27 protein-coding genes are annotated in these 24,764 nt (G+C 32.1%); all 27 read right to left on the bottom strand.

What is annotated here, in order from left to right; all coding sequences use genetic code 11:
- Positions 1 to 293: 293 nt before the first annotated feature.
- Positions 294 to 1,442, bottom strand: coding sequence for a DegT/DnrJ/EryC1/StrS family aminotransferase (locus tag EG849_RS14515; RefSeq protein ID WP_125014028.1), 1,149 nt, complete (start codon positions 1,440 to 1,442; stop codon positions 294 to 296).
- On the bottom strand, positions 1,435 to 1,860 hold the full coding sequence (locus tag EG849_RS14510; protein WP_125014003.1) for a hypothetical protein: 426 nt from the start codon (positions 1,858 to 1,860) through the stop codon (positions 1,435 to 1,437). The genes EG849_RS14515 and EG849_RS14510 overlap by 8 nt, the downstream gene beginning before the upstream one ends.
- On the bottom strand, positions 1,861 to 2,814 hold the full coding sequence (locus tag EG849_RS14505) for an MraY family glycosyltransferase (protein ID WP_125014001.1): 954 nt from the start codon (positions 2,812 to 2,814) through the stop codon (positions 1,861 to 1,863).
- The gene (locus EG849_RS14500) at positions 2,814 to 3,716 is read right to left on the bottom strand and encodes an NAD-dependent epimerase/dehydratase family protein (protein WP_199732350.1); all 903 of its coding nucleotides are present in this window, start codon (positions 3,714 to 3,716) and stop codon (positions 2,814 to 2,816) included. Before EG849_RS14500 ends, EG849_RS14505 begins: the two co-directional genes overlap by 1 nt.
- Entirely contained in the window at positions 3,713 to 4,924 is a 1,212-nt protein-coding gene (locus EG849_RS14495) for a glycosyltransferase family 4 protein (RefSeq protein ID WP_125013997.1), read from the bottom strand. Before EG849_RS14495 ends, EG849_RS14500 begins: the two co-directional genes overlap by 4 nt.
- Positions 4,924 to 5,772: a dTDP-4-dehydrorhamnose reductase family protein gene (locus EG849_RS14490; RefSeq protein WP_125013995.1), complete on the bottom strand. Its 849-nt coding sequence runs from the start codon at positions 5,770 to 5,772 to the stop codon at positions 4,924 to 4,926. The genes EG849_RS14495 and EG849_RS14490 overlap by 1 nt, the downstream gene beginning before the upstream one ends.
- Positions 5,769 to 6,908, bottom strand: coding sequence for a non-hydrolyzing UDP-N-acetylglucosamine 2-epimerase (gene wecB / locus EG849_RS14485; RefSeq protein WP_317125216.1), 1,140 nt, complete (start codon positions 6,906 to 6,908; stop codon positions 5,769 to 5,771). Before wecB ends, EG849_RS14490 begins: the two co-directional genes overlap by 4 nt.
- A complete protein-coding gene (locus tag EG849_RS14480) occupies positions 6,887 to 7,306 on the bottom strand; it encodes a WxcM-like domain-containing protein (RefSeq protein WP_125013993.1) in 420 nt (139 codons plus the stop codon). The genes wecB and EG849_RS14480 overlap by 22 nt, the downstream gene beginning before the upstream one ends.
- 6 nt (positions 7,307 to 7,312) lie before the next feature.
- Positions 7,313 to 8,314 (bottom strand): polysaccharide biosynthesis protein, encoded by a 1,002-nt coding sequence (locus EG849_RS14475; RefSeq protein ID WP_125013991.1) that lies wholly within the window; start codon positions 8,312 to 8,314, stop codon positions 7,313 to 7,315.
- Positions 8,315 to 8,319: 5 nt separating this feature from the next.
- Positions 8,320 to 9,321 (bottom strand): glycosyltransferase, encoded by a 1,002-nt coding sequence (locus EG849_RS14470; RefSeq protein WP_125013990.1) that lies wholly within the window; start codon positions 9,319 to 9,321, stop codon positions 8,320 to 8,322.
- A complete protein-coding gene (locus tag EG849_RS14465) occupies positions 9,308 to 10,300 on the bottom strand; it encodes a glycosyltransferase (RefSeq protein ID WP_125013988.1) in 993 nt (330 codons plus the stop codon). The genes EG849_RS14470 and EG849_RS14465 overlap by 14 nt, the downstream gene beginning before the upstream one ends.
- A gap of 3 nt (positions 10,301 to 10,303) precedes the next feature.
- Positions 10,304 to 11,380 carry an EpsG family protein gene (locus tag EG849_RS14460; RefSeq protein ID WP_125013987.1) on the bottom strand — a complete coding sequence of 359 codons (1,077 nt, stop codon included), beginning with the start codon at positions 11,378 to 11,380 and terminating at the stop codon, positions 10,304 to 10,306.
- Complete coding sequence (locus EG849_RS14455; RefSeq protein ID WP_125013985.1) at positions 11,371 to 12,363, bottom strand: CgeB family protein; 993 nt, start codon at positions 12,361 to 12,363, stop codon at positions 11,371 to 11,373. The genes EG849_RS14460 and EG849_RS14455 overlap by 10 nt, the downstream gene beginning before the upstream one ends.
- On the bottom strand, positions 12,360 to 13,268 hold the full coding sequence (locus EG849_RS14450; RefSeq protein ID WP_125013983.1) for a glycosyltransferase family 2 protein: 909 nt from the start codon (positions 13,266 to 13,268) through the stop codon (positions 12,360 to 12,362). The genes EG849_RS14455 and EG849_RS14450 overlap by 4 nt, the downstream gene beginning before the upstream one ends.
- Complete coding sequence (locus tag EG849_RS14445; RefSeq protein WP_199732340.1) at positions 13,255 to 13,923, bottom strand: CatB-related O-acetyltransferase; 669 nt, start codon at positions 13,921 to 13,923, stop codon at positions 13,255 to 13,257. Before EG849_RS14445 ends, EG849_RS14450 begins: the two co-directional genes overlap by 14 nt.
- A complete protein-coding gene (locus EG849_RS14440; protein WP_125013981.1) occupies positions 13,920 to 15,161 on the bottom strand; it encodes a glycosyltransferase in 1,242 nt (413 codons plus the stop codon). Before EG849_RS14440 ends, EG849_RS14445 begins: the two co-directional genes overlap by 4 nt.
- A 1-nt stretch (position 15,162) precedes the next feature.
- On the bottom strand, positions 15,163 to 16,266 hold the full coding sequence (gene glf, locus EG849_RS14435; protein WP_125013979.1) for a UDP-galactopyranose mutase: 1,104 nt from the start codon (positions 16,264 to 16,266) through the stop codon (positions 15,163 to 15,165).
- The gene (locus EG849_RS14430) at positions 16,263 to 17,573 is read right to left on the bottom strand and encodes a flippase (protein ID WP_125013977.1); all 1,311 of its coding nucleotides are present in this window, start codon (positions 17,571 to 17,573) and stop codon (positions 16,263 to 16,265) included. Before EG849_RS14430 ends, glf begins: the two co-directional genes overlap by 4 nt.
- The gene (locus tag EG849_RS14425) at positions 17,560 to 18,555 is read right to left on the bottom strand and encodes a mannose-1-phosphate guanylyltransferase (protein WP_125013975.1); all 996 of its coding nucleotides are present in this window, start codon (positions 18,553 to 18,555) and stop codon (positions 17,560 to 17,562) included. The genes EG849_RS14430 and EG849_RS14425 overlap by 14 nt, the downstream gene beginning before the upstream one ends.
- Positions 18,552 to 18,893 carry a phosphomannose isomerase type II C-terminal cupin domain gene (locus EG849_RS14420; protein WP_125013973.1) on the bottom strand — a complete coding sequence of 114 codons (342 nt, stop codon included), beginning with the start codon at positions 18,891 to 18,893 and terminating at the stop codon, positions 18,552 to 18,554. Before EG849_RS14420 ends, EG849_RS14425 begins: the two co-directional genes overlap by 4 nt.
- 14 nt (positions 18,894 to 18,907) lie before the next feature.
- A complete protein-coding gene (gene rfbA / locus EG849_RS14415) occupies positions 18,908 to 19,768 on the bottom strand; it encodes a glucose-1-phosphate thymidylyltransferase RfbA (protein WP_125013971.1) in 861 nt (286 codons plus the stop codon).
- A gap of 32 nt (positions 19,769 to 19,800) precedes the next feature.
- Positions 19,801 to 20,655 carry a dTDP-4-dehydrorhamnose reductase gene (gene rfbD, locus EG849_RS14410; protein WP_125013969.1) on the bottom strand — a complete coding sequence of 285 codons (855 nt, stop codon included), beginning with the start codon at positions 20,653 to 20,655 and terminating at the stop codon, positions 19,801 to 19,803.
- Between the two features lie 4 nt (positions 20,656 to 20,659).
- Complete coding sequence (gene rfbC / locus EG849_RS14405; RefSeq protein ID WP_125013967.1) at positions 20,660 to 21,199, bottom strand: dTDP-4-dehydrorhamnose 3,5-epimerase; 540 nt, start codon at positions 21,197 to 21,199, stop codon at positions 20,660 to 20,662.
- 126 nt (positions 21,200 to 21,325) lie between these two features.
- Positions 21,326 to 22,606 carry a nucleotide sugar dehydrogenase gene (locus EG849_RS14400; protein WP_199732338.1) on the bottom strand — a complete coding sequence of 427 codons (1,281 nt, stop codon included), beginning with the start codon at positions 22,604 to 22,606 and terminating at the stop codon, positions 21,326 to 21,328.
- Positions 22,607 to 22,663: 57 nt separating this feature from the next.
- A complete protein-coding gene (gene rfbB, locus EG849_RS14395) occupies positions 22,664 to 23,710 on the bottom strand; it encodes a dTDP-glucose 4,6-dehydratase (protein ID WP_125013965.1) in 1,047 nt (348 codons plus the stop codon).
- Between the two features lie 18 nt (positions 23,711 to 23,728).
- A complete protein-coding gene (locus EG849_RS14390) occupies positions 23,729 to 24,154 on the bottom strand; it encodes an adenylyltransferase/cytidyltransferase family protein (RefSeq protein WP_125013963.1) in 426 nt (141 codons plus the stop codon).
- Between the two features lie 63 nt (positions 24,155 to 24,217).
- Positions 24,218 to 24,764: UDP binding domain-containing protein (locus EG849_RS14385; RefSeq protein ID WP_317125215.1), on the bottom strand; the 547-nt coding region annotated here is incomplete at its 5' end.

Here is a 24,764-nt window from a genome sequence, read left to right as displayed (position 1 = left end):
TGTGGGCGCCTTGCAGCCGGTTTTAGGAATGGGTAGCAAGTGGAAAAGTGGATGATTTTGGCAAAACCGCAACTGCTGGCCTAAAGTAAGCAGGCCGCAAAAGCACAGTACGGGGCGGCGGGGCGGCATACGATTTTTTTTGCAGGCAACAGCCGCCGGCAGAGGCCCTGCGAAGCGTCGGGGCGGAAAAGCACCGGTCGCTCCTTAAAATCGACATAAAAAAATCCCTAACGCTTGCGAATTAGGGATTTGCTTTTGGTAGAAGTAATGGTGGAATTTAAAAAGTAAGGCCGTTAGGCGCGGCTTGAAAAAAAAGCATCCAGCACCCCAGAAATACGGTCTCGGTCAGCAGTGCTGAGGTTGGAGCCGGAAGGCAGGCACAGGCCGTTTTCAAATAAGCCCTCGGCAACAGCGCCTCCATAGTAAGGACTGTTCTCAAAAACAGGCTGCAGGTGCATGGGTTTCCACAGCGGACGGCTTTCTATATTGGCAGCTTCCAAAGCAAGACGCAGGCCTTCTCTGGTTTTTCCTCCTGTTTTAGAAGGATCGACGGTTACGGCAGACAGCCAATGGTTGGAAAAATAGGCGTCATTGGGTTCTGTCAAAATCGTTACCCCTTCTATCTTTTCAAAATAATGGGCATAAAAAGCATGCATTTCTCTTCTCAAGGCAACATGGGCGTCCAAGACCTCCATCTGCCCTCTTCCAATACCGGCGCAAATATTGCTCATGCGGTAATTATACCCCACTTCGCTATGTTGATAATGCGGTGCAGTATCGCGCGCCTGGGTGGAAAGAAAAACCGCTTTGTCTTTGATTTCCTTAGATTTGGCTACAAGGGCGCCGCCACCTGATGTGGTGATGATCTTGTTGCCGTTGAAAGAAATTACAGAAAGCGCTCCAAAGGTGCCACATTTTTGATTTTTATATTTGCTCCCAAGTGCCTCCGCACTGTCTTCAAGAACCGGAATTCCATATTTTAAAGCAACGGCATTTATTTCGTCTATTTTACAAGGCATTCCATAAAGATGGACAGTCACAATTGCTTTTGGCTTTTTGCCTTTTTGAATCAAATCTAAAACAGCTTCCTCTAAAGCTTTTGGACACATATTCCAAGTTTCTGGCTCGCTATCAATAAAAATGGGGGTGGCGCCTTGATAAAGTATGGGGTTTGCTGAAGCCACAAATGTTAAGCTCTGGCAAATAACAGTATCGCCTTTTTTTATATCTAATAGAATCAGTCCCAAGTGAAGTGCAGATGTCCCCGAATTTAAAGCTACTGGAAAAGAATCACTTTCAAGATATTTTTTTATATCATTTTCAAATCCATCAACATTGGGCCCCACGGATGTAATCCAGTTTTCTGAAAAAGCCAGATCGATGTATTTGGCTTCTTGTCCGCTCATATGAGCCAAAGACAAATGAATGCGCTCGTTATTCATCAAAGTTCCATTTGCTTTTATCAAATCGAACATCATCTTCTTTTACTTGATCCAAAGGCAATGTCGAAAAAGACATCAATCTCGAGCCGGGCTCTAAAGCTTTTATGGCATTGGCATATCCGGCAGGAATGCTGAGAACTGCACTTTTTGAAGCCGTTAAAACAACTCGATCCACTTTTAAAGAAGCGGAAGGATTTTCCCAATCATCAACTCTTACGTAAGAAACCTGAAAAGATCCAGCAATGCAATAAAAATTCTTGCAATCTAATTTGTGCCCCTGCCAAGCACGTACAGGATGCGTTTCCGAATTTTCGATGATATAAAATCGGCTGATATCATTAAATTTAAAGTCATTGACAAAAGAAACGGATCCTCGTTCATCGCTGTAAACTGCTCCTGTAAGTAAACTAGCTCCCATTTAATAATTTATTTTTTTTAGCAAATAAAACTTCATTGAATATAAAAGTAACAGTGGGACTAGCACAATTGCAAATGTTAGTAGTGCATCAAGATGTAAATAGCCATAAATGACTAAGCAAGATACCAGAATTTGCAACACGGCATAAAGCAACGACACAATTCGGTGTTGCATTTTGAGTCCGTTGCTTAAAACTTGATAAAAATGCCAGCGGTGTGCCTCAAAAATATTTTCGCGCAGGTAAATTCGATGGATAATTGTGGTAACAGTTTCTACACCATAAACCCCCAAAAATAGTAGCCAAATGAGTGATTCAGTTTTAATAATCAATTGCAAAAGCAGGTAAATAATCCAAAAAGCAATGGATATGCTGCCCACATCACCAGCAAAACATTTGGCTTTTTTTCTATAATTGAAGAATAAAAAAACAGCGCTGGCAATCATTGGATAAACGATAAAATCAAAATCTGTAAAAAGGGCTATGCATTCATTTACATACAATAATGAACCCATAACAGCCAAAGTATACAAACCCGTAATTCCGTTGATGCCGTCCATAAAATTATAAGCGTTAATAATTCCGATAGCCATAATATAAGTAATGGCAATGCCCCACCAAGGAAAAATTGCAAACATTCCCAAGCTGTAAAAAAGCAAGCTGATCGCCAAAAAATGTGTAAAAAGGCGAATTCTATTGGGGAGGCTCTGGATATCATCCCAAAAACTGACCAGACTGACCAAAGTGATCCCGATAAAAAACAGATAGTTTTCCTGAAAATGCGGAACAAAATAGAGCAAAGAGGCAAACCAAAAAATGACACCGCCGCCACGTAACGTTATTTCGGTATGAGCGCTTCGATGGTTGGGTTTATCGATAATATTGTATTTATCGGCTGCTTTAAAATAGATTAAAATTAAAGCAAATAAGACAATCGTTAAAAGAATATAATCCATTATTTTATAAAGCTTTTAATCGTTTTTTCAATTCCTTTTTGTGCAGTAATTGGCATTTTTTCAATCTTTAGTGCGTTTTTAATTTTTTGATTAGAAACACAATAATTTTCTGTCAACTTTTTTACGCTTTCAGAATTAAGCGGAAACTTTATTAAATCTCCCACTTTTGCGATAGTAGTTATAATTCCTTTTGGAATTGACAGCAACTTTGGCTCTTTGCCCGAAACTACTGAAATCACTCGAACCAATTCAGTAGTGGAAAGCATTTCGTCGTCAGCAAAATTATAAACTCCTGATGCAACACCTTTATTTTCAAGCATTGAAGCAATCAGAAAATTCAGATTATCAATACTCAAAAAAGAACGCTGGTTATCAAACGCCGCCAATGGATAAGGAATTCCTTTTTTTACCACATTGTACAAAAGATTTAAATTCCCTTTATTGCCAGGTCCGTGAATCATACAGGGACGAATGATAAAAACTCTTTTCCCTTCAGGTATTGGCTTGGATAAAAGATACTCTTCCGCTTGCAATTTTGATTGACCGTAAGGTGTTTTTGGGTCCGTTAAATGGTCTTCTTTTAAAACACCCGAAACCGTATCAGCTGTTGCTTTTACCGAACTAAAAAAGAAAAAGTCTTTGATATCTGATTTTAAAAACTCCTGAAACAACTCAATAGTTAAATCGCGGTTCACTTTAAAATACTCTTCTGCTGATGAGGTATTTGCAGTATCATGAGCTTTGCCCGCCAAATGAATGATGCCTGTTGCATGTTTATCGGTATGGCTTTTCCAATCGGTTGCTCGCAACGACAAATCTTGTACCTCAATGTCTTGTTTATTAAGATATGCGGTTAGGTTTTTGCCAACGAAGCCCGATGAACCTGTGATAATTGTTTTCATAATCTATGCGTTAAAATATTGATTAATTTATCTAATAGCATATTTCTTTCAAATTCTCTATTAAAATAAGCTAAACCATTTTCCCCCATTTTTATTCTATCTTCTTCCGAATCATTGAAAAGCTTTATTGCATTTTCCGCGAGAAGAACCTCATCTTCTGCAGGTGAAGAATATCCTGCTTGTGCATTTTCTATTATATCCGCCCCTTCACCATCTAAAGAAGCTAATATAGGTCTTCCACATGCTAGATAAGACTGTATTTTTGATGGTATAGTTAAGGAAAATATTTTATTTTTTTTCAAAGTTGATATGAGAGCATCACTGCAAGCAAAAAATTTTGGCATATCAGTTCCAGGATAAGATCCTAAGAAGTGAACCTCATCTTTCAAATTGTTTATTTCAACGTATTTTTCTAATTGTTCTCTTTGTCTCCCATCTCCCAAAAATACCCATTTGATCTGATGATATGCTTTTTGTTTAACTATAATCGCTGCATTGAGAATCGTAAAAAGACTTTGAGCTTCTCCAAGGTTACCAGCAAATGTTATACAAAATCCATCAGGCATTTTATCCTGAAAAGGCTGTTCAGGGGGTACTGGCTGATAAAAATTCTCCGTAGAATTTGGATAAAAAATGATTTTATCTGGATCTATCTCTTGATTTATAATATATTTTTTAAAACCTTTTGATTGTACCAATACTTTTTCTGCTCTTTTATAAATTAATTTCGTTATGCTTTCAAAAAACTTCAGTACAAAACGATTCTTAATTCCTCCGGCAGCTGTAAGACTTTCTGGCCATAGATCCTGCACCCAAAAGTAATAAGGTATTTTTAATCTTTTACCTGCAACTATTGCAGGAAGTCCAACTGTAATTGGAGAAGGCTCATAAACTAAAATACAATCAAATTTGTTGGATATCACTCTAGATTTTAAAATAGCAAAAAATGCAAATGAGAAGTAATTAATCATCAGTTTTAATCCACCGCTTCCTCTTGGAAATAATTTACTTCTATGTATAGTTATTCCCTCCCAAGTTTCATCATTGTTTTTGAACAAAGAGTATCCTTCAAAAAACTTTCCTTTAGGATAGTTAGGCAACCCGGTTAACACTTCAACGTAATGACCTTTTTCTTTAAGACCTAGACAAAGATCATTTATCTTGAAATTTTCAGGCCAAAAATATTGGGTTATAATTAATATTCTCATCAATAATTATATATGCTTGAATATTCGGTCATCCACTCTTTCTGTTCCTCCAACATTTTTTTATATGAAGGAACTTTATAATTTAATACTTCTGATTTTACTAAAGATTTGTCAACAACCTTTCCGGTGTATGGTTTTATCTTAATATTATCTTTATTCCAAATCTCTTTAAAAATAGTAATCAAATCATATTTATTAATTGCAGTACCATTTGTAAGATGAACTAAACCGCTTAGAGGATTTTCAATTACATACTCAATTGCTTTAGCTAATTCAAATGTTGTAACTCCACTCCAAAATGCTGATGTATAACCATTAACTTCACCAGACTGATTCATAAACCAATCAAATAATCCGATTCCATTTTTATTAAGTTCAGGTCCTATAATTGAGGTTCTTATGGTAATATCTTTATTATTTCTAATTTCACCCAGAGCCTTAGATTGAGCATAAAAACCATCTCCGTCTTTAAAATCGTCTTCTCTATATTGACCTTTTTTTCCGTTAAATACACAATCTGTGCTGATATGTATAACTTTCGTTTCAGATTCTTTAGTGATTTCTTCTAAAAAATGTGGGAAATAACTATTGAACCAAATTGCTTTGGAAGGATGATCTTCTGCATCTTTATTAAGAATACCAATACAATTGATAACGAAATCAAATTGATTATCTGTTATAATTTTTTTAAGTTTTACTGTATCGGATACATCTAAAGAAAATTTTTTTTTATTTTCGCCAATATTCCTTGCTATACCGAAAACATCATAATTTTCATTTTTATGAAGATAGTTGTAGATGACGTGTCCAGCCATTCCTTTTATTCCTATTACTAATATTTTTTTCATCTCTTATCCCAAATTACTTTATCAACAATTGCAGAATAACTCTGAATTGCCTTAATTACACGATCAGAAGTATTCTTCACTTCATATTCAAATGGCAAAGTGATTTGTGAATTGAACAAACCTTTTGATACTTCAATAGCATTTAGCATTTGGTCTTTTGAAATTCCTCCTAAAACTATTGTACCTGCATCAATTGCTTCAGGCCTCTCCGTACTAGTTCTTATACTAACTGCCGGAAAACCCATCATTGCAGATTCTTCACTAATTGTACCGCTGTCTGAAAGTACAATAAATGACTCATTTTGCAACTTTACATAATCAAAAAATCCTAAAGGCGCAACATTTTGTACTAATGCATGAAACTGTATATTGTTTTTCTCAATCCTGTTTTTTGTACGAGGATGAGTAGAAAAAATAATCGGCATTTTGTATTTTTCTGCAACAGCGTTAATGGATTTGGCAAGAATTTCAAAATGATTTTCTAAATCTATATTTTCTTCACGATGTGCACTTACAACAATGTAGTCATTGGCTTTTAGATTCAATCTTTCAACAACATCACTTTCGTTAATTTTGTGCTGATATTTATCTAAAACTTCTTTTAGTGGCGAGCCTGTCACAAATACATGATCTTTGCGAAAACCTTCGCTTAATAAATATCTTCTGCTGTTTTCGGTATAAGTAAGATTAATATCACTAATATGATCAGAAATTTTTCTGTTGATTTCTTCTGGTACATTTTGATCAAAACATCTGTTTCCTGCTTCCATGTGGAAAATTGGAATTTTGAGCCTTTTTGCTGCTATTGTACTTAACACACTATTTGTATCACCTAATACTAATAAAGCGTCGGGTTTTTCCTTGAAAAGGATTTCGAAAGATTTCGAAATAACATTTCCTATAGTTTCACCCAAGTGACTCCCTGCAACATTAAGAAAATAATCAGGTTTGCGAAGTTCTAAATCTTCAAAAAATATTTCATTAAGTTCATAATCATAATTCTGCCCTGTATGTATTAAAATATGCTCAAAATATTGATCACATTTTTTTATACACTCCGTTAATCTTATAATTTCAGGTCTTGTTCCTAATATTGTTGCAACTTTTAATTTTTTCATTTTATTTTCTGTTTCCATTTTTGGGAATCAAATTTATAATTGTCATTTATAGTTCCTAATTTATAATCAGAAAAAACAGCTAATTTTGATTTTGTTTCTAACGCCTGTATTGATGATGCATACCCATTTTGTACATGCAATGAATCCATAGAATTGCTGTTAATTACAAAACTTTTAACTTCCAGATCATCAGAAGGATTTTCAAAATCATCAATTTTCACTAATTTTATTTCAAATGAACCTTCCACAGCAACAAACCAGCGACTTTCAGTTTTATGTCCTTGCCAAGCTCTACAAATATCAATATTTTTATTTTCAACAACATACATTCTTTTAACAAGAGTAAGATCTAATTCGTTATTAAAAATTATTTTTCCTCTTTCATCTTCAAATGACCCTCCTTTTAATGTGTTCATAAGTGATTAATCCTGAAATAAGCTTAACTTCTTCAATAAAGTTTTAACACCTTCAACATCCTCTCTTTTGGTATTGTGAGAATTATAATCTTCAATTTTATCAGCAACTTGCTTTCCTTGTGAGAAATACTTTGCATAATTCAAATCACGATTATCAGCTGGAATCCTGTAGAATTCTCCCATATCTTCCGCTTTCATCATCTCTTCCCGAGTACAAAGGGTTTCATATAATTTTTCACCATGACGCGTCCCTATAATTCTTATATCGTTGTTGGCCCTTTTTATTTCTAAGACAGCTTTTGCCAAATCTCCAATAGTTGCTGCTGGAGCTTTATTCACAAATAAATCTCCAGGATTTCCATTTTCAAAGGCAAATAAAACTAATTCTACAGCCTCATCTAAAGACATCAAAAAACGTGTCATATTGGGGTCAGTAATCGTAATATCTTCACCATTTTCAATTTGATTTAAGAATAAAGGGATAACAGAGCCACGAGAAGCCATTACATTTCCATATCGTGTTAAACAAACAACGGTATCCATAAGGTTTCTAGATTCTGCAACTGCTACCTTTTCCATCATTGCTTTAGAAATTCCCATTGCATTGATTGGATAGGCCGCTTTATCGGTAGATAAACAGATTACTTTTTGTACTTTATTAGCTGCTGCAGAGCGGATAACATTCTGTGTTCCTTCAACATTCGTTTTTACTGCTTGCATTGGAAAAAACTCGCATGATGGTACTTGTTTTAACGCCGCTGCATGAAAAACATAATCTACACCTTTCATTGCATAATCTATGCTATTATAATCCCGTACATCCCCAATAAAATATTTGATTTTATCCTTTTTGTATAAATTTCGCATATCATCCTGTTTTTTCTCGTCACGAGAAAAAATGCGAATTTCCTTGAAATGCTCACTATTTAAAAAACGGTTTAATACAGCGGTTCCGAAAGAACCAGTGCCTCCAGTAATTAAAAGGGTTTTATTTTTTATTTTCTTCATTAATTTTATTTTAGTAAACTTATAATTTTATTCACTTCATTAAATAATTTTTGTTCAGTATTGGGGAGTATATGATTTATAGCAAAAATTATGGAATTTTTTATAGAATCAACACTTAACGGATCAAATACTAAAGATGGTTGGCAAATTGCATGCAAATAAGGTAAATCCGCACCAATTACATCACATCCTCCCTCAATTGCTTCAACTACACCTAGACCCAAACTTTCGGTTAATGATGGATAGATGGCAAATTCCGCTTTTGAATATTCTCTAGCTAACAATTCTTTTTTAGCAAAACCTAAATTAATTATTGGATAACCCCTATCTATTAATAATTTAATTTCATTATATAAATCAATGTAAGAATCATCAATAGTTAATATTAAACTTCCTTTTTTTGTAAAATCATATACCATAGTAAAAGCATCTAATAATCGCTTATGATTTTTATATTCAATACCACTGCTAACATAAATAAAACTATGTTTAACTTTAATTGAATTAGAGTATTTTATTGGTTCATAAAAAGGTAATACTAATACTTTTGAAGAATCTATGTTGATTAATTTTAAAAATTCTTCCTTAATAACATTTGATTGCAAAATTATATAATCTGTATTTTTAATTAGTAATTTAAAAATAAAAAATTTTAATTTTAAGAATACTTGTGTTTTAAATTTTAAATTTTGTGGGATTTTTAAAAATAAACGATTATGAAAATATGTAAAAACAGGTATATTTAATTTGATGGTTGGTGGTAAATTACCAAAACAAAAGACTTTTGTAAATAGATTAAGATTTTTTTTATAAAATTGATGTCTTTTAATTAAACTAGCTCGTAAATAAATTTTACGATGAGTAGGAATGAATTGAAAGTCATTAATACAGCGTAAATCAAATAAATAATATGCATTAATATTCTTTCCTTCAATCTCTTTGACAAGATAATCAAGAAGAATTTTTCCACCACCGTTATTAATATATAGTGCATCAATTAAAACCATTTTTTAAAATTTTTTCATATAAATTTATATATTGCTCTGCGATATTGTCAACTGTGTAGTTACTAACATTTTTATATCCTTCTAATATACACTTATTATAAAATGAAATATCTGTTTGATATTTCTCTAATGCAAATTCGATATCTTTTTGATCATACGGATTAATCAAAACGCCTCCATACCCTAGAACATCCTTCATTGGTGATAAATTAGAAGTAATTACTGCACATCCCCTAGCCTGTGCTTCTAAAATAGGCAAGCCAAATCCTTCGTACACACTTGTAAAGCAAAGCACATCATGGGTGTCATATAAATATATTAATTCTTCTTCTGATATATTTTCTTTATTAGTTACTTTTAATTCTAAATCGTTTATTATTTTAGATTGCTCTAAACTTAATTTACCCACAATTGTTATCTCAAAATTAAACTTCTCAAGCGCTTTTAAACTAATTTCAATATTTTTATTTGATCTGGTACCTACAAATAAAATTTTATTTACTCTATAATTTCTATTCACAACATTGATTGGTATTGTTACACAATTAGGAATTACATTAATTTTTTTACTGACAGATGGTAATAATCTTAATATATCCTCTTTAATTTTCTCGGAAATAACAGTTATATATTTTAATCTTTTCAGTGGTAAATAAATCCAAAATAAATAATAAAATATTCGTTTAAGGCCAGATAGGCTTTCTAAACCCACTAAATCATGAATTGTTAAAATAGTTTTTTTAGGATTCAAAAAAATACTTATCCAATGAATATCACCTGTAATATGAGTAATATCCCCTCCTTCTCTTTTCTTAAAAAAAAATATCGATTTCCAAAAATATTTCAAGGGATAAGGGTTTTTAATAACTTCTATAAACAAACCTTTATTTCTTAGTTCATCGTAAATTGTATTAAAAAGTTTTTCAATACTGATCGTGTTAGTATTAAAAATTCTTTCAAAAAAAATTATATTTATCATATTCTAAAATGTTAAAACAGAGCGATAAGGTATAAACAGTTCTGGATATATTGCTATCGATCTATTGAAGAAAACAAAACTCATTAAAAACAATACCAAGAAAAACACAGTAATTAATTTAGGCTTATTTTTAGCGATATAAAACATGAACCAAGAATATACAATACATTCATAAATAGAAAAATATATAGTTAACCTTCCTACTAAAAACTGTAAATTATTATTAAATAATATATAGCTAAATAAACTAACTAACATTAAATTAGAAATAATATTAAAATAATCATTCTGAAATTTATTTTTTCTTAAATAAAATAAAATAATAACTGGTATTAGTTTTCGCAATATCCCGAAAATAGTTCCTATAAAAGAATTAGAAAATTCATCATTATTTGATAGATACGCATTACTTTTATCTTCGAACAAACTAGGAAATATCTTTAAAGTTACTATTTCGAAAATATTCATAACTGCTTCCGAATAACTTAAAATTATACATATAACAAAACATATTATAACATATTTATTCTTAAAAGAGCTATTTAAAAAATAAAACGGAAGCATTATAATTGCAGTTTTGTGAAATAAAAAAGCTGCACCAATAGTGAAGGCAAAATAAAAAATTTTTTTATTAACAATAAACTGTATGGCATAAAAACATAATGCTAAAGCAACTAATTGTCTATTACTTCCTAACATACCAATCATGGTGGTATAGTAAATTAAAAAAGCTACACCTAGAAATGGAGTCATTATTTTAAATGCTGAGTAATAAAGAGTGTAAACAATTGTAGCTAATAACAATAATAACAAAGTATAACTACCAAAAAAACTATTTATCAAGTAAACTAATGTAGTGTACGCTATTTCAAAATCATAATCAGAAAACCGATAATTAATGCTTAAGAAATGGTCTAAATATGGTTTAAAATCTGTAGCCATCTCCCAACGCAAACCATCGTGAAAAATCAAAATTACACAGATTAAAACATAAATAGATGCCCTTTTTTTGGCTGTTAATATACCATAAACTTCAAAAAAAACAACTAAAAAAAATGATAAAGCTAAGATCAAATACATTCTAATATATAATTTATTCTTTCTTCGTAAGAATGATATTTGTGAAAATGTTTTTGTTGCTTTTTGGCCATTTCATGTCGTAAATTGGCTAATGGTAGGTAATGTTTTATTAATTCAATAGCCTCTCCAATTGTCTTATAAGTAAAATCTTTTACATCTAAAGCACTATATTCTTGTAGTGTTTCTTTATAATCACAAATTTGAAAACCACCAATTCCGGCTATCTCAAAAAACTTTGCATTTACAGATTTAATTTCGGCATAATGAAAATTATTAAAAACTATTTTAGATCCAGATAATATCTCCGCCTTTCGGGATCCTGTTATAAACTCATTCTGAAAATGATCTGTAATTTCTTTTTTGGGAAAACGATTATCCGGTGTACCATATAATTTTACATTAATATCCTTTTCTATTAATTTACCAATCATATTAGCACGATAAGGATACATTGTACCAAAAGCTACAACATCTGTATTAATTTTATTTTCTAAGTCTGCACGATCATATTCAAATGGTTTATGAATACGTACATTACAAGCTTCTGGTAAGTAAAATGCATTCAACCCCATTTTATTTTTCATAAAATCAACGATAAATGGATCTTTAGTAAAATAAGCATCGTATGGTGTTGCAAATATTTGTTGATTTTCAAATGTAGTTAGTTGATCTGGATTAATATGAATAATTTTAATATTCTTAATTTGTTTCTTAATTTTTATAATAGAAAATGGATTTATAAAACGATAGGTGCAAATTAATAAATCTGGTTGCTCGTCGATGATTCGATCTGCTATTTTATTAAAAATATACTCATCGTATCTGCGAAAAAACTTTTGTGCCCAGTAGTTATATTTATAAGGAATATTTATCACATCCTTAACATCTATATGAAATAATTTATACCCTAAAAAACTAAGTGCATCGCTTAAATGATATTCTAAACTATCATAATCCTTACTACCTAAAAGTGCTATTTTCATGAATATGTTTTCTTTATTTGAGTTATATAATCACTATTCTCTTGTAATGAGTATTTTGGATTAAATCTATTTAACAATAAAAATAATTTATCAAAAAATTTGTACTTAGCAAAATCCTTTGCATCATTTTTCTTGAGATAAAGATTTCTACTTAAATGAGTGATGATTCGTTTTCTATTTGAATAATTAACAATAGATTTTCCAGAGGCATCTTCGAGATGAATAATTTTAGTTATAGTTATTATATAAGCTTTTAAACCTAAAGAAGACATTCTTTTCTGAAGATCAGATTCTTCATAATACATAAAATAATCAGGATCAAAACCCTGTAGCGACTCAAATACTGACTTCTTTATCAATAAATCTGCACCAATTACATAATCGATTTCAAAATAGTTATTGTCTAATGGATAAGTCTCTTTTTCATCATATTTACTAAACCATTTAACAAAAGGTAATGAGCTCTTATACTTTTTAATCCAATCTTTACAAGTTGGAAATGAGCCACCACAACCATTAAATTGCTTATCTCGATCAACCAATACACAACCTAATGCACCCATTTTTAATTCTGTTTCCTTCGAAGAATAAAAATCACACATTATTTTAATAGAATTATCAAAAAGCAAAGTATCTGAATTAAGAAGAAATAGGTAATTTCCCGTCGCTTTTTCTGCTCCTAAATTATTCGCTCTACCAAATCCTAAATTTTCATTAGAATATATATAAACAATACCTTCTTTTTTTTCAAAAAATTCTTTTGAACCGTCCGAAGATCCATTATCTACTAAAATGATTTCATAGTTTAACCCATTTGTATAGGCAATAATACTTTCAATGCACTCATTTGTCATTTGTTTAGTATTATAATTAACTATAATAATTGAAACATCATTTATTATCATCTGCTATTTTTTTTAATTTCCTTAAAGAATCGTATGAAGTTTCCTCATAAAAAAAATCAATATTATCTTTTATAGTTAAAATTTCAAATTGTGATAAAGATAATTCTTTTCTTTTTTCAATTAAATTCTCATCAATTCTCCATTTAATAAACTTAGCAGGATTTCCACCAACAATTGCAAATGGAGAAACATCTTTAGTTACAATACTACCAGCTGCAACTATACATCCTTTTCCAAGTGTTACCCCAGACATTATCATACACCCCTGCCCTATCCAAACTTCATCTTCTACTACAATTGGTCCTTTTGTTTGAGCATCTTCTTCAGAAAATTTTTCTAAAAAATATGCTTTTAGAGGATAAGTTGAAAAAGCTGATGTTTGATGATTTCCACCTAGAACAAAAGTTACTTCAGGGGCTATACTAACAAAGCTACCAATAATTAAATTTTCTCTTCTATTTTCAAAAGACTCAACATTAATTGTTCCATAAGAATCATTACCTACCGATATAAGTTTAGAGTTCTTAACATTTAATGATAATTGTGTATAGTTATGTGAATTACTCATTCTCCATTCTACTGCTTGTATTTTTCTTTTGCAATAGATTAAAAGATCTACTCTAATACTGTTAAGAACCTTTAACCACTTTATCATATCTTTTCATAAATTTCCAAAAGATCTTTCATATGTTCTCCTGCTGTTTTTGTTCCTTTAATAGAATTTATAACACTATTATAAAAATTAAAAACTGCATTTGACTCTATAAAACTTTTAATTTTTATAATTTCTTCTTCCATATTTTCGAATAATACACCATTACTTTCATTAATAAAATCAGGCAAACCACCCATTCTTGTCCCGATTATTGGAATACCCGAGTTTAAAAATTCAAAAATAACTTGGGGTGCATTATCTTCCCAAATAGGTAAAACCAAACCAAAATCAACATTCTTTAAAATATCTTTTAATTGATCATGGGTATATTTACCATGGTAAAAAACATTTTTCATTGTCCGAATTTCTTCATTTACGGCTGGGTCTATACCTCCGTAAATATGAAACTCATGTTTACTATCTTTTGCTAATTTTAAAAATACTTCAGAACCTTTATGATAATTTAAATTACCTATAAATCCAAATTTTATTCTTTCACCATAATTAATATTTTTTCTTATACCAAAAGAATCTCTAAACTCCTTTTCGGCAGTATAATTCCCAATATGGTTAACATAAAATTGATTATTTACAAAACCATTTGAAATGTAAATATCTTTTACTCGATTTGAAACAGCTATAATTGAATCCATTTCAGAAAACAATTTTTGCCCTACTTTGAATTTTTCATAGTGATTAGATGAATTTGCTAACTTGTCGACATTAATTCCTTTTGCAAATCTTCTTAGACTACCTCCAAAGATCCTATTGTCTATTGATTCTTCAAGAGAAATACAAGTATTACATCTTCTATTTTCATCGCTATTCAAACAATTTTTACCATTTCGGTCTAATAAAATTATTCGATTACATACATATGAATAATCATGAAGAGATACTACAACTTTACTGTATTTTTTAAAAATAGCTAAAACATCAATAGGTAAATCTATCATCATGTGGACATGAATGATATCTGGATTTAAATTACGAACTATCTCATCAATCTTTTGACAATCATTATTTGTAATAACACTACTAAGATGGAATGGTCGTAAAATTGTTTCTATATTAATAATCTCAAATTTATAGTCCTTTTTTTGACCATTATCTTGAGAATATAAAACTGTAACATCGTGCCCACCTTCTATTAGTTCATTTGAAATATTTCTTACATAGTTTGTAATTCCTCCATTAAAAGAAATATCATAACCTGTAGATATCTGTAAGATCTTCATATTATTTATTTTTTTTTACAACATTCAAAGCTTCAGCAATAACATGATGCATATCCATATAACGATACGTTGCCAAACGTCCAACAAAAGAAATATTGCTTAAGGTATTTGCTTCATTTTCATACTTTTCAAAGATTTCCATATCTTCTTTCAATCTTTTTGGATAATACGGTACATCCTGCTCCTCTGTTTCTTTACTGAATTCTTTAAAATAGACTGTTTTCTCATGTTCTTCCCATGGTGTAAAATGCTTATGTTCATGAACCCTTGTATAAGGAACTTCAGGATCTGCATAATTAATAACAGGATTTCCTTGATAATCACCTTCAGCTGAATGTTTTTCGAAAGTTACCGTTCTATAGCTTAAACGTCCATACTTATAATCAAAAAACGCATCTATAGGGCCAGAATAGAAAACATGCTCATATTCGGTTAAGTCCCAAGACGAATCAAATTTAGTATTTAGACGAACTTCAATATTTTTAGCAGCTAATAAATTCTCAAAAATAGCAGTATACCCATCCTTTGGTATACCTTGAAACGGATTAGCATAGTAATTATCATTATAATTAAACCTCACTGGAAGTCGTTTTAAAATACTTGCTGGCAATTCTGTAGGTTCACAACCCCATTGCTTTTTGGTATATCCATAAAAAAAAGCATTATATAAATCTTTACCTATAAATTTCATCGCTTGTTCCTCAAAGTTTCGAGGCTCATTAATACTTTTATCAGCAATAGAATCAATAAAAACTTTTGCTTCTTCTGGATTAAATGTTTTTCCAAAAAATTGGTTAATTGTATGTAAATTAATTGGTAGTGAAAACACTTGACCGTTATAAATAGATTTTACTCTATTCACAAATGGCACCATTTCACAAAATTGTTGAATATAATCCCAAACTTCTTTATTATCTGTATTAAAAATATGAGGACCATATTTATGTATCATCACATTGCTATCTTTGTCACGTTCTGTATAGCAGTTTCCTCCTATATGATCTCTTTCATCAATAACTACAATTTTATTATTTGGATCTTTGCTTAATTGTTCTGCAATAACAGCTCCTGAAAATCCAGAACCAATTATCAAATATTTTTTCATATTTTTTTATTTATATTTATAAAATGACTCATAATCTCTTTTGGTTTAAAATATTTAAAATCTATAATTTTCAAACCTTCTTTTCTTAAATATATGTACATTAAAAAAGTCACTAAACTTTCTATTATGATTATATTCCATGCTGTTCCTAAATATCCAAAATTTTTACTCATATAAAAATTGAAAACCAACCCAATAACACTAACTATAAAAGTAACTTTAAAAAACAATTTATCCATACCTAAATTTAACATTATTTGGATCCCAAAAACATTTGACATGCCAATGATAAATGGTAAAAAAGAAATTATTTTTAAAGGTAAAATAGCATTATCAAACTGATTACCGTAGAATAATTTAATAATCATAGGTGCAAAAAAATACAATAATAAAGATGAAAAGAATGTTAAATATGCAACTATTGGTAGTACTTTCTGTACAGCTAAAAGTCCTTTTTCTTTAGAACCTGTAAAAGCTTTACCTATAAACGGAAACAGTGCTGTGGATAAAGGAACCGCTATGACAGAATTAACAATATTTAAAAAATTATGACTAGTAGTGTAGTAACCGACATCAACTGTATTTACAAAGAAACCCAAAACAACAACATTTGTTGTTGTGTATAAACTTATTACTACTGTAGAAAAAAAAATCATCTTTTCTTCTATAATTAATTTGATACTTTCTGCCAAAGAAAAAAATCTTAATTTAATTTTAAACCTATATAATGCAAAACAAAATAAAAGAATGTTAATTATTAATATAAAAAAAGAGTTCAACACAGCTAAAATAATGTAATCATCTGGCTTTTTAATTAACAAAAAAACTAATATAGTATTTAATATACCTCTAATAAAATTACTTTTTGCAAAGACAGTTAAATCTTGAAATCCTTGAAAAATAAATTGAGGGGAAAAAACAGCAGCAAAACAACTGGCAAATAAAATAATAGTAACTTCAGTGTACTTTTTAATAGGTTCAAAAAAAAGTAAAAAACTTATAAATAAAATTACTGAAACTAAAAACAACACTAATCTAGCAGTTAATACATTAGAAACAATTCTATTTATAGCCTTTTGATCTATACTTTCAATTCTTGCTAATTTTCTAGTTCCGGTTAAATCAAAACCATAGGTTACAAGTAAAATAAAATAACTTACAAATGCTGTTGAATAATTGATATATCCGTAACCTTCAGGACCAATAATTCTTGATATGTAAGGTACCGTTAATAACGGAAAAATATAATTAACTCCTTGAACAATACTTAATGAAGCAAAGTTTTTAATAAGTTTAAACGAGTTCACTCTTCTTTTGTTGTAAGTTTTCGTAAATTTTCTTCACATCCTGTGCTTTTTCTTTCTTCAATACTAAAATAGCATCCTCAGTTACCACTAGAATACATTTTCTTAGACCTAAAAACTCTGAATGGATATCGCTACCAATAACCATATTTCCATTTTTATCTATCGGATAATTTTTAGAAATAAGATACTCATAAACAGATTCAAAAGATCCCATATCCGACCAAATAAAAGAAGCTTTTACTGCTTTTATTTTATCCGTTTTTTCCATAACAGCGTAATCTACAGAAATCGAAGGTATTTGCATACTTTCCTGTAAAGGTAATTCTGCCCCGTTCTTCTTTTCAAACGCTACTTTAACAGTGTCGTAAATTTTAAGATGATATTTTTTTAATTCTTCTAAAAAAACACCTGCTTTAAAACAAAACATTCCCGAATTCCAATAAAAGCTACCTTGCTTTAAAAAATCTTTTGCTGTTTCTTCGTTTGGCTTTTCTCTAAAACTTAAGACTTTGTTGTTTTTAATCTGCATGTAACCGTACCCTGTTTCAGGTTTAGTTGGTTTTAAACCAAAAGTAACCACACTACCTTGTTTAGCCATTTGAACTGCCTGACTTACCGATTGGTGGTAAATATCCAAATCTTCTATTAAATGATCTGATGGTGTTACCAGCAAAATATCATCCGCATCCGAATTAAAAGCGGCAAATGCAATAGCAGCTGCTGTATTACGAGGAGTTGCTTCAATAATCTCTTGGTAAGAAGTTATATCCAAATCAGCTAAAGCTTTTTGCGATAATTCGAAATTATCAACATTGCCAACTACCATCAATTCATCACAACAGTCCTTATTTCTAAGTACTGTTTGCTGAAATAATGATTTTCCTTCAAACAAATCCAGATACTGTTTTGGTTTATTTTTACGAGATAATGGCCATAAACGGCTACCTACACCACCCGTTAATATTACATTTATTACTTTCATATACGGTTGTAATCATCTTCAATTCTAACAATATCATCTTCTCCAAAATATGTTCCGTGCTGTACTTCTATAAGAATTACTGGATCGTCTGATTTATTTTCTACTCTGTGATGTGCGCCTTGCGGAATTATTGCTACTTCGCCGGGTAGATAATCTTTTATTTCATTATTAATTGTTATCGTTGCAACACCTGAAATAACTGTCCACACTTCAGAACGTTTAAAATGGTATTGTAATGATAATCTGCCACTTGGTTTAACCAAAATTCTTTTTACTTTATGTGTATCAGCATCATCTAAAACCCAATATTCACCCCAAGGTCTAATATCATGTTCCATATCTTTAAATAATTTTATTTACAAACATTCATTAAATACTGACCATAACCACTTTTCTTCAAAGGCTCAGCAACTTCTTGCAACTGTTTTTTATTAATGTACCCCATACGGTAGGCAACTTCTTCAATAGCACCTATTTTCATTCCCTGGCGTTCTTCTATTACCTGAACAAATTGTCCAGCCTGCATCAATGAGGCAAAAGTACCGGTGTCTAACCAAGCTGTTCCACGATCAAAAACGCCTACACGTAATTTTCCCTTCTTTAAATATTCTTTGTTCACATCGGTAATTTCGTATTCGCCACGTACTGATGGTGCAATGTTTTTAGCAATTTCAACTACTGAATTATCATAAAAATATAATCCCGGAACTGCATAATGTGATTTAGGCTGTGTCGGTTTTTCTTCAATTGACAATACGTTATTTTCCGCATCAAATTCTACCACTCCATAACGTTCCGGGTCGTGAACCGGATAAGCAAATACTACTCCACCTTCTTCTTTGGTGCAATCCTGTAGCAATTTACTCATACCGCTGCCATAAAAGATATTGTCACCCAATACCAATGCTACTTTGTCGTTACCGATAAATTTTTCTCCGATCACAAATGCCTGTGCCAAACCATTCGGTTCAGGCTGTTCGGCATATTCAAATCGGCAACCGATTTGAGAACCGTCACCCAACAATTTTTTGAAATGTGGTAAATCATGAGGAGTTGAAATAATCAATATTTCATTAATACCTGCCAACATTAGTGTTGACAATGGATAATAAATCATGGGTTTATCATAAACCGGCATTAATTGCTTACTTACAGCTAATGTTAATGGATGTAATCTTGTTCCTGATCCACCTGCTAATATAATTCCTTTCATATATATATATATATATATTATTTTTCAGAAATTTAATTGAGTGCTTTAATACACATTTCCAAACTTTGTCTATATTCTGGGACATTGACCCCAAAAGTTTCTTTTATTTTAGATTTATCCAACAAGGAATACGCCGGTCTTTTCGCGGGCGTTGGAAATTGTGAGGAAGTAATACCATTCACTTTACAACTTAATTTTGCAATTTCTTGGATAGCAACGGCAAATTCGAACCAACTTATTTCGCCTTCGTTAGAAAAATTATAGATACCGCCAGTCCAGTCATTTTTAGATATAATATCAAGAATAGCCCGAGCTAAATCTTTGGCATACGTAGGGCTTCCGATCTGATCTTCTACCACATTCAAACTGTCTCTTTCTTTCATCAATCGCAACATCGTTTTCACGAAATTGTTCCCAAATTCAGAATAAACCCAAGAAGTTCTGATAATGATACTTTCAGGATTTGATAGCAAACACGCTTTTTCCCCTCTTAATTTTGTTCTTCCATATTCATTCTGCGGATTGGTCGCGTCATTCTCTTTTAAGGGAGTTGCCGAAGTTCCGTCAAAAACATAATCCGTAGAAATATGAATTAATTTGGCATGGTGCAGGAAGCCCCATTTGGCAATAGCTTCAACAGCTTTATGATTGACCAAATCGGCCAATTCAGGTTCACTTTCGGCTTTGTCAACAGCGGTATAGGCTGCACAATTCACAATAAAATCAGGCTGAATCGTATCTAGATAAGTAGAAATCGTTTCAGGAGCATCCATTGATAGTACCGAACGATTCGTGAAAATGAATTTAAATTCAGGAAAACCCGAAGATAGCGATTGTAGTTCACTGCCCAATTGCCCATTAGATCCGGTTACAAGTATCTTTTTCATAGGATTAATCAAGGTCGTTTATAGTTCCCAAGATAACGTCTTTTTCAGAAACGATCACATCAGAAAGAGCTACTTTCCAATCAATTGCCAAAGTAGGATCGTCATATCGGATGCCTCTTTCGCTTTCTTTATGATACACTTCATCCACTTTATAAGAAACCATAGCAGTGTCGCTCAAAACAGAAAACCCATGGGCAAAACCTTTAGGAACAAGCAATTGTTTTTTATTTTCAGAAGAAAGTACGATGCTGTAATGTTGTCCGTATGTTTTTGAATCTTTTCGAATGTCAACAGCCACGTCAAGAATTTCACCTTGCAAGACACGAACCAATTTGTTTTGCGCATAAGGTGCCGCCTGAAGGTGTAATCCTCTGATAACACCCCTTTTAGAAAAAGATTGATTGTCTTGGATAAACTTCAAATGGATTCCGTTTTTTACAAAAGAAGCTTCGCTATACGATTCAAAAAAATAACCGCGGTCATCTTCAAAAACTGTTGGCGTTATCACTACTAAATCTTCAATCGGCGTCTGCTCTACTTTCATGCGTATGTGGTCTGTTTTTTTTTATTTCTTAAAGTATATATCCAAAATTAGAATATCGAAATGTCTGCTAACTGCAAACTGAAATCTGCAAACTGAAATCTGCTAACTACAACCTCCTAACCTGAATCAAAGCTTTCCATCAACATTTTCTTTCAAAACGCCCTTCACATCATAAAGAATGCTTTTAGCATTTCGAAGGGAATCAAAATCCAATTCTAAAAAGGGAGCATGGGCAACACCCAAAACCACAGCGTCAAATTTTTGCAAAGGTAGTTCTTTAGTGGTTACCAAATCGTATTCGTGCATAACTTCGGCTGGATTCGCCCAAGGATCATAAATGGTAATGGCAATGCCATATTCTTTTAGCGCGGCAACAACATCAACAATCTTAGTATTCCGCACATCAGGACAGTTTTCCTTAAACGTAATCCCCATCATCAACAAGGAAGAGCCATTGACCAAAATATCATTTTTGATCATCAATTTCACAACTTGAGAAGCGACATATTCGCCCATGCTGTCGTTTAATTTCCGTCCTGCCAAAATAATTTCAGGATGATACCCCATCTGCTGCGCTTTTTGTGCCAAATAATAAGGATCAACCCCAATGCAGTGACCACCAACCAAACCCGGCTTAAACGGTAAAAAATTCCATTTGGTACCAGCGGCTTCTAAAACGGCCTGCGTATCAATTTCCAACAAATTAAAAATTTTGGAAAGTTCATTGACAAAAGCAATATTGATATCTCTTTGTGAATTTTCAATCACTTTTGCGGCTTCTGCCACTTTGATGCTGGGTGCCAGATGCGTTCCTGCGGTAATCACCGATTGATACAAATCATTTACTTTTTGACCAATTTCGGGTGTAGAACCCGCAGTAACTTTTAATATTTTTTCAACCGTATGTTCTTTATCACCGGGATTAATGCGCTCAGGTGAATAGCCCGCAAAAAAATCTTGATTAAAAACCAATCCCGAATGTTTTTCTAGCATTGGAACACATTCTTCCTCAGTAGCTCCAGGATAAACGGTCGATTCATAAATGACAATATCTCCTTTTTTTAGAACTTTCCCCACCGTTTTACTCGCTTTGTACAGCGGTGTCAGATCAGGTGTGTTTTGTTTGTCAACCGGCGTTGGAACGGTAACGATATAATAATTGCAAGCTGCAATATGTTTTAGTTCATCACTACAAAATAAGCCTTTGTTCATCTTTGGACTTTCTGACAACACTGATTTTAACATAGTTTCATCTAATTCTAGAGTAGAATCTACACCTTTTTTTAAGTTTTCAATTCGATCAGAATTGACGTCAAATCCAATGACCGGATATTTTGTTGCAAAAAGCCGTGCCAATGGCAACCCAACATACCCCAAACCAATTACTGCTATTTTTATGGAACCCATACTGCTGTTTTTCTTGTTTTTTTGGGGGAGGATTATTATACTTATTTTGTGTTATTTTTAGTTGTATTGTGTGTCGTAATAATTAGCATATTGCCCTGAAGTGACATTTTTAAGCCATGCTTCGTTAGACAGATACCAATCGATTGTTCTTTCTAAACCTTGCTCAAAAGTAACGGATGGTTTCCAGCCCAATTCTTTATTTATTTTGGAAGCATCGATGGCATAACGCAAATCGTGACCCGGACGGTCTTTCACGTAAGTTATTAATTTTTCAGAAGTTCCTGCGTCTCTTCCTAATTTTGAATCCATAATTTGGCAAAGCAATTTGACCAAATCAATATTTTTCCACTCGTTGAAACCGCCAATATTATACGTTTCGTGATTGTTTCCCTTGTGAAAAACCAAATCAATGGCAACGGCGTGGTCTTCTACAAAAAGCCAATCGCGCGTGTAATTTCCGTCGCCATAAACGGGTAAAGCTTTATTGGTAATAATATTATTGATAAAAAGCGGAATCAATTTCTCTGGAAAATGATTGGGTCCATAATTATTCGAACAATTGGTCAAAACATAAGGCATTCCGTAAGTTTCACCATAAGCGCGAACAAAATGATCAGAGCTTGCTTTGGATGCAGAATAAGGCGAATTGGGATCATAAGAAGTAGTTTCAGTAAACAATCCGGTTGCCCCAAGGCTGCCATAAACCTCATCGGTACTGATATGATAGAAACGTTTTCCTTCAAAATGACCTTTCCAAGTTTCTTTAAAAGCATTCAAAAGATTCATGGTGCCGATGACATTCGTTTTCACAAACGACAACGGATCAGTGATAGAACGGTCCACGTGAGATTCAGCAGCTAAGTGTAAAACACCGTCAAATTGGTGCGCTGCAAACAAAGCATCAATAAAAGCAGCATCAACAATATCTCCTTTGATAAAGGTATAATTGGGCTCTTTTTCAATATCGGAGATGTTTTCAAGATTACCAGCATACGTCAAGGCATCTAAATTATAGATTTCATAGTGCGGATAATTTTTCACAAACCGTCGTACTACATGCGAACCAATAAATCCAGCTCCGCCAGTAATTAATATTTTTTTCATTATTTTTTTATTATCTAATTAAATAATTTTTCTAAGTTCTTTATCAGCGACTTCCTTTCGAAGGCTAGAACTCGAAAATCGATGATCCCGTCTATTAAAATGGAATTCAATTCCTTTTTCCTCACAGTATTGACGACCGGTGAACGATTTTTGAGCGTATTCGTCACCAATGATTCTAATATCAATATGAAACGATCGCAAAATATCCTCTAAATCTTGTTCTGTCGCATAAGGCACGATTTCATCAACAAAACGACAACCTTTCAACTGTATATATCTTTCTACAACTGTTTGAGTAGGCCTGTTTTTTTCAGGCCTATCGATTGTTGGATCAGTTTGAAGGCCAACAATCAAGTAATCACAATATCTTTTGGCTTCTTCAAGCATTTTAATATGGCCTGCATGAAGCAAATCAAACGCGCTAAATGTTATTCCTACTTTCATTTTTTTCTTGTTTTTTACGGCAATCGAAAGGCTATTTAAAGGCTAGGTAAAGCACGGAACAACTTAGGCGCCGATGCCTTGATAGACAAATCCAATTGCTCTTAATTTTTTTCCATCAAGCACATTTCTTCCGTCAAAGACAAAAGCGGGTTTTTGCATAGCATCATAGATTTTATGCCAATCATACGTCCTGAATTCATCCCACTCTGTTAAAACCGCAATGGCATGTGCGCCTTCACAAGCCTCGTAGGGATTTTCCAATACTTTTATTTGGTTTCTATTTTCAGAAGCTTCTCTTGAATTCAGATAATTTAAATCCGAAAGAATTTGCCCTTCCGAAACTTTGGGATCAAAAACAGACAAGGAAGCCTGCTCATTGATCAAATCATCAGCTACATAAATGGCAGCTGATTCTCTTGTATCGTTAGTGTCTTTTTTAAATGCCCAACCTAAAAATGCAATTTTTTTGCCCGAAACGGTATTGTAAAGTGTCGAAACAATCTTGTTGGCAAAGCGTCTTTTTTGATGATCATTCATGATAATCACTTGTTCCCAATAATCAGCAACTTCATGCAAACCATAGGATTTAGCAATATATACCAAATTCAAA

It is taken from the genome of Flavobacterium macacae (assembly GCF_003865365.1).
Classification (GTDB): domain Bacteria; phylum Bacteroidota; class Bacteroidia; order Flavobacteriales; family Flavobacteriaceae; genus Flavobacterium; species Flavobacterium macacae.
The sequence above is the reverse complement of the archived record's forward strand: the minus strand, read 5'-3'. Positions and strand labels throughout refer to the sequence as shown.

Excerpts from the sequence above, each read along its gene's own strand:
- EG849_RS14510 (WP_125014003.1), bottom strand. The coding sequence starts at position 1,860 with ATGGGAGCTAGTTTACTTACAGGAGCAGTTTACAGCGATGAACGAGGA.
- EG849_RS14465 (WP_125013988.1), bottom strand. The coding sequence starts at position 10,300 with ATGATAAATATAATTTTTTTTGAAAGAATTTTTAATACTAACACGATC.
- EG849_RS14515 (WP_125014028.1), bottom strand. The coding sequence starts at position 1,442 with ATGAATAACGAGCGCATTCATTTGTCTTTGGCTCATATGAGCGGACAA.
- EG849_RS14390 (WP_125013963.1), bottom strand. The coding sequence starts at position 24,154 with ATGAAAGTAGGAATAACATTTAGCGCGTTTGATTTGCTTCATGCAGGC.
- EG849_RS14455 (WP_125013985.1), bottom strand. The coding sequence starts at position 12,363 with ATGAAAATAGCACTTTTAGGTAGTAAGGATTATGATAGTTTAGAATAT.
- EG849_RS14440 (WP_125013981.1), bottom strand. The coding sequence starts at position 15,161 with ATGAAGATCTTACAGATATCTACAGGTTATGATATTTCTTTTAATGGA.
- EG849_RS14420 (WP_125013973.1), bottom strand. The coding sequence starts at position 18,893 with ATGGAACATGATATTAGACCTTGGGGTGAATATTGGGTTTTAGATGAT.
- wecB (WP_317125216.1), bottom strand. The coding sequence starts at position 6,908 with ATGGAAACAGAAAATAAAATGAAAAAATTAAAAGTTGCAACAATATTA.
- EG849_RS14450 (WP_125013983.1), bottom strand. The coding sequence starts at position 13,268 with ATGATAATAAATGATGTTTCAATTATTATAGTTAATTATAATACTAAA.
- EG849_RS14495 (WP_125013997.1), bottom strand. The coding sequence starts at position 4,924 with ATGAGAATATTAATTATAACCCAATATTTTTGGCCTGAAAATTTCAAG.
- EG849_RS14425 (WP_125013975.1), bottom strand. The coding sequence starts at position 18,555 with ATGAAAGTAATAAATGTAATATTAACGGGTGGTGTAGGTAGCCGTTTA.
- rfbB (WP_125013965.1), bottom strand. The coding sequence starts at position 23,710 with ATGAAAAAAATATTAATTACTGGCGGAGCTGGATTTATTGGTTCGCAT.
- rfbA (WP_125013971.1), bottom strand. The coding sequence starts at position 19,768 with ATGAAAGGAATTATATTAGCAGGTGGATCAGGAACAAGATTACATCCA.
- EG849_RS14490 (WP_125013995.1), bottom strand. The coding sequence starts at position 5,772 with ATGAAAAAAATATTAGTAATAGGAATAAAAGGAATGGCTGGACACGTC.
- glf (WP_125013979.1), bottom strand. The coding sequence starts at position 16,266 with ATGAAAAAATATTTGATAATTGGTTCTGGATTTTCAGGAGCTGTTATT.
- EG849_RS14460 (WP_125013987.1), bottom strand. The coding sequence starts at position 11,380 with ATGTATTTGATCTTAGCTTTATCATTTTTTTTAGTTGTTTTTTTTGAA.
- EG849_RS14480 (WP_125013993.1), bottom strand. The coding sequence starts at position 7,306 with ATGAACACATTAAAAGGAGGGTCATTTGAAGATGAAAGAGGAAAAATA.
- EG849_RS14505 (WP_125014001.1), bottom strand. The coding sequence starts at position 2,814 with ATGGATTATATTCTTTTAACGATTGTCTTATTTGCTTTAATTTTAATC.
- rfbD (WP_125013969.1), bottom strand. The coding sequence starts at position 20,655 with ATGAAAAAGATACTTGTAACCGGATCTAATGGGCAATTGGGCAGTGAA.
- EG849_RS14500 (WP_199732350.1), bottom strand. The coding sequence starts at position 3,716 with ATGAAAACAATTATCACAGGTTCATCGGGCTTCGTTGGCAAAAACCTA.
- EG849_RS14470 (WP_125013990.1), bottom strand. The coding sequence starts at position 9,321 with ATGGTTTTAATTGATGCACTATATATTAATAACGGTGGTGGAAAAATT.
- EG849_RS14400 (WP_199732338.1), bottom strand. The coding sequence starts at position 22,606 with ATGGGTTCCATAAAAATAGCAGTAATTGGTTTGGGGTATGTTGGGTTG.
- EG849_RS14475 (WP_125013991.1), bottom strand. The coding sequence starts at position 8,314 with ATGAAGAAAATAAAAAATAAAACCCTTTTAATTACTGGAGGCACTGGT.
- rfbC (WP_125013967.1), bottom strand. The coding sequence starts at position 21,199 with ATGAAAGTAGAGCAGACGCCGATTGAAGATTTAGTAGTGATAACGCCA.
- EG849_RS14445 (WP_199732340.1), bottom strand. The coding sequence starts at position 13,923 with ATGATAAAGTGGTTAAAGGTTCTTAACAGTATTAGAGTAGATCTTTTA.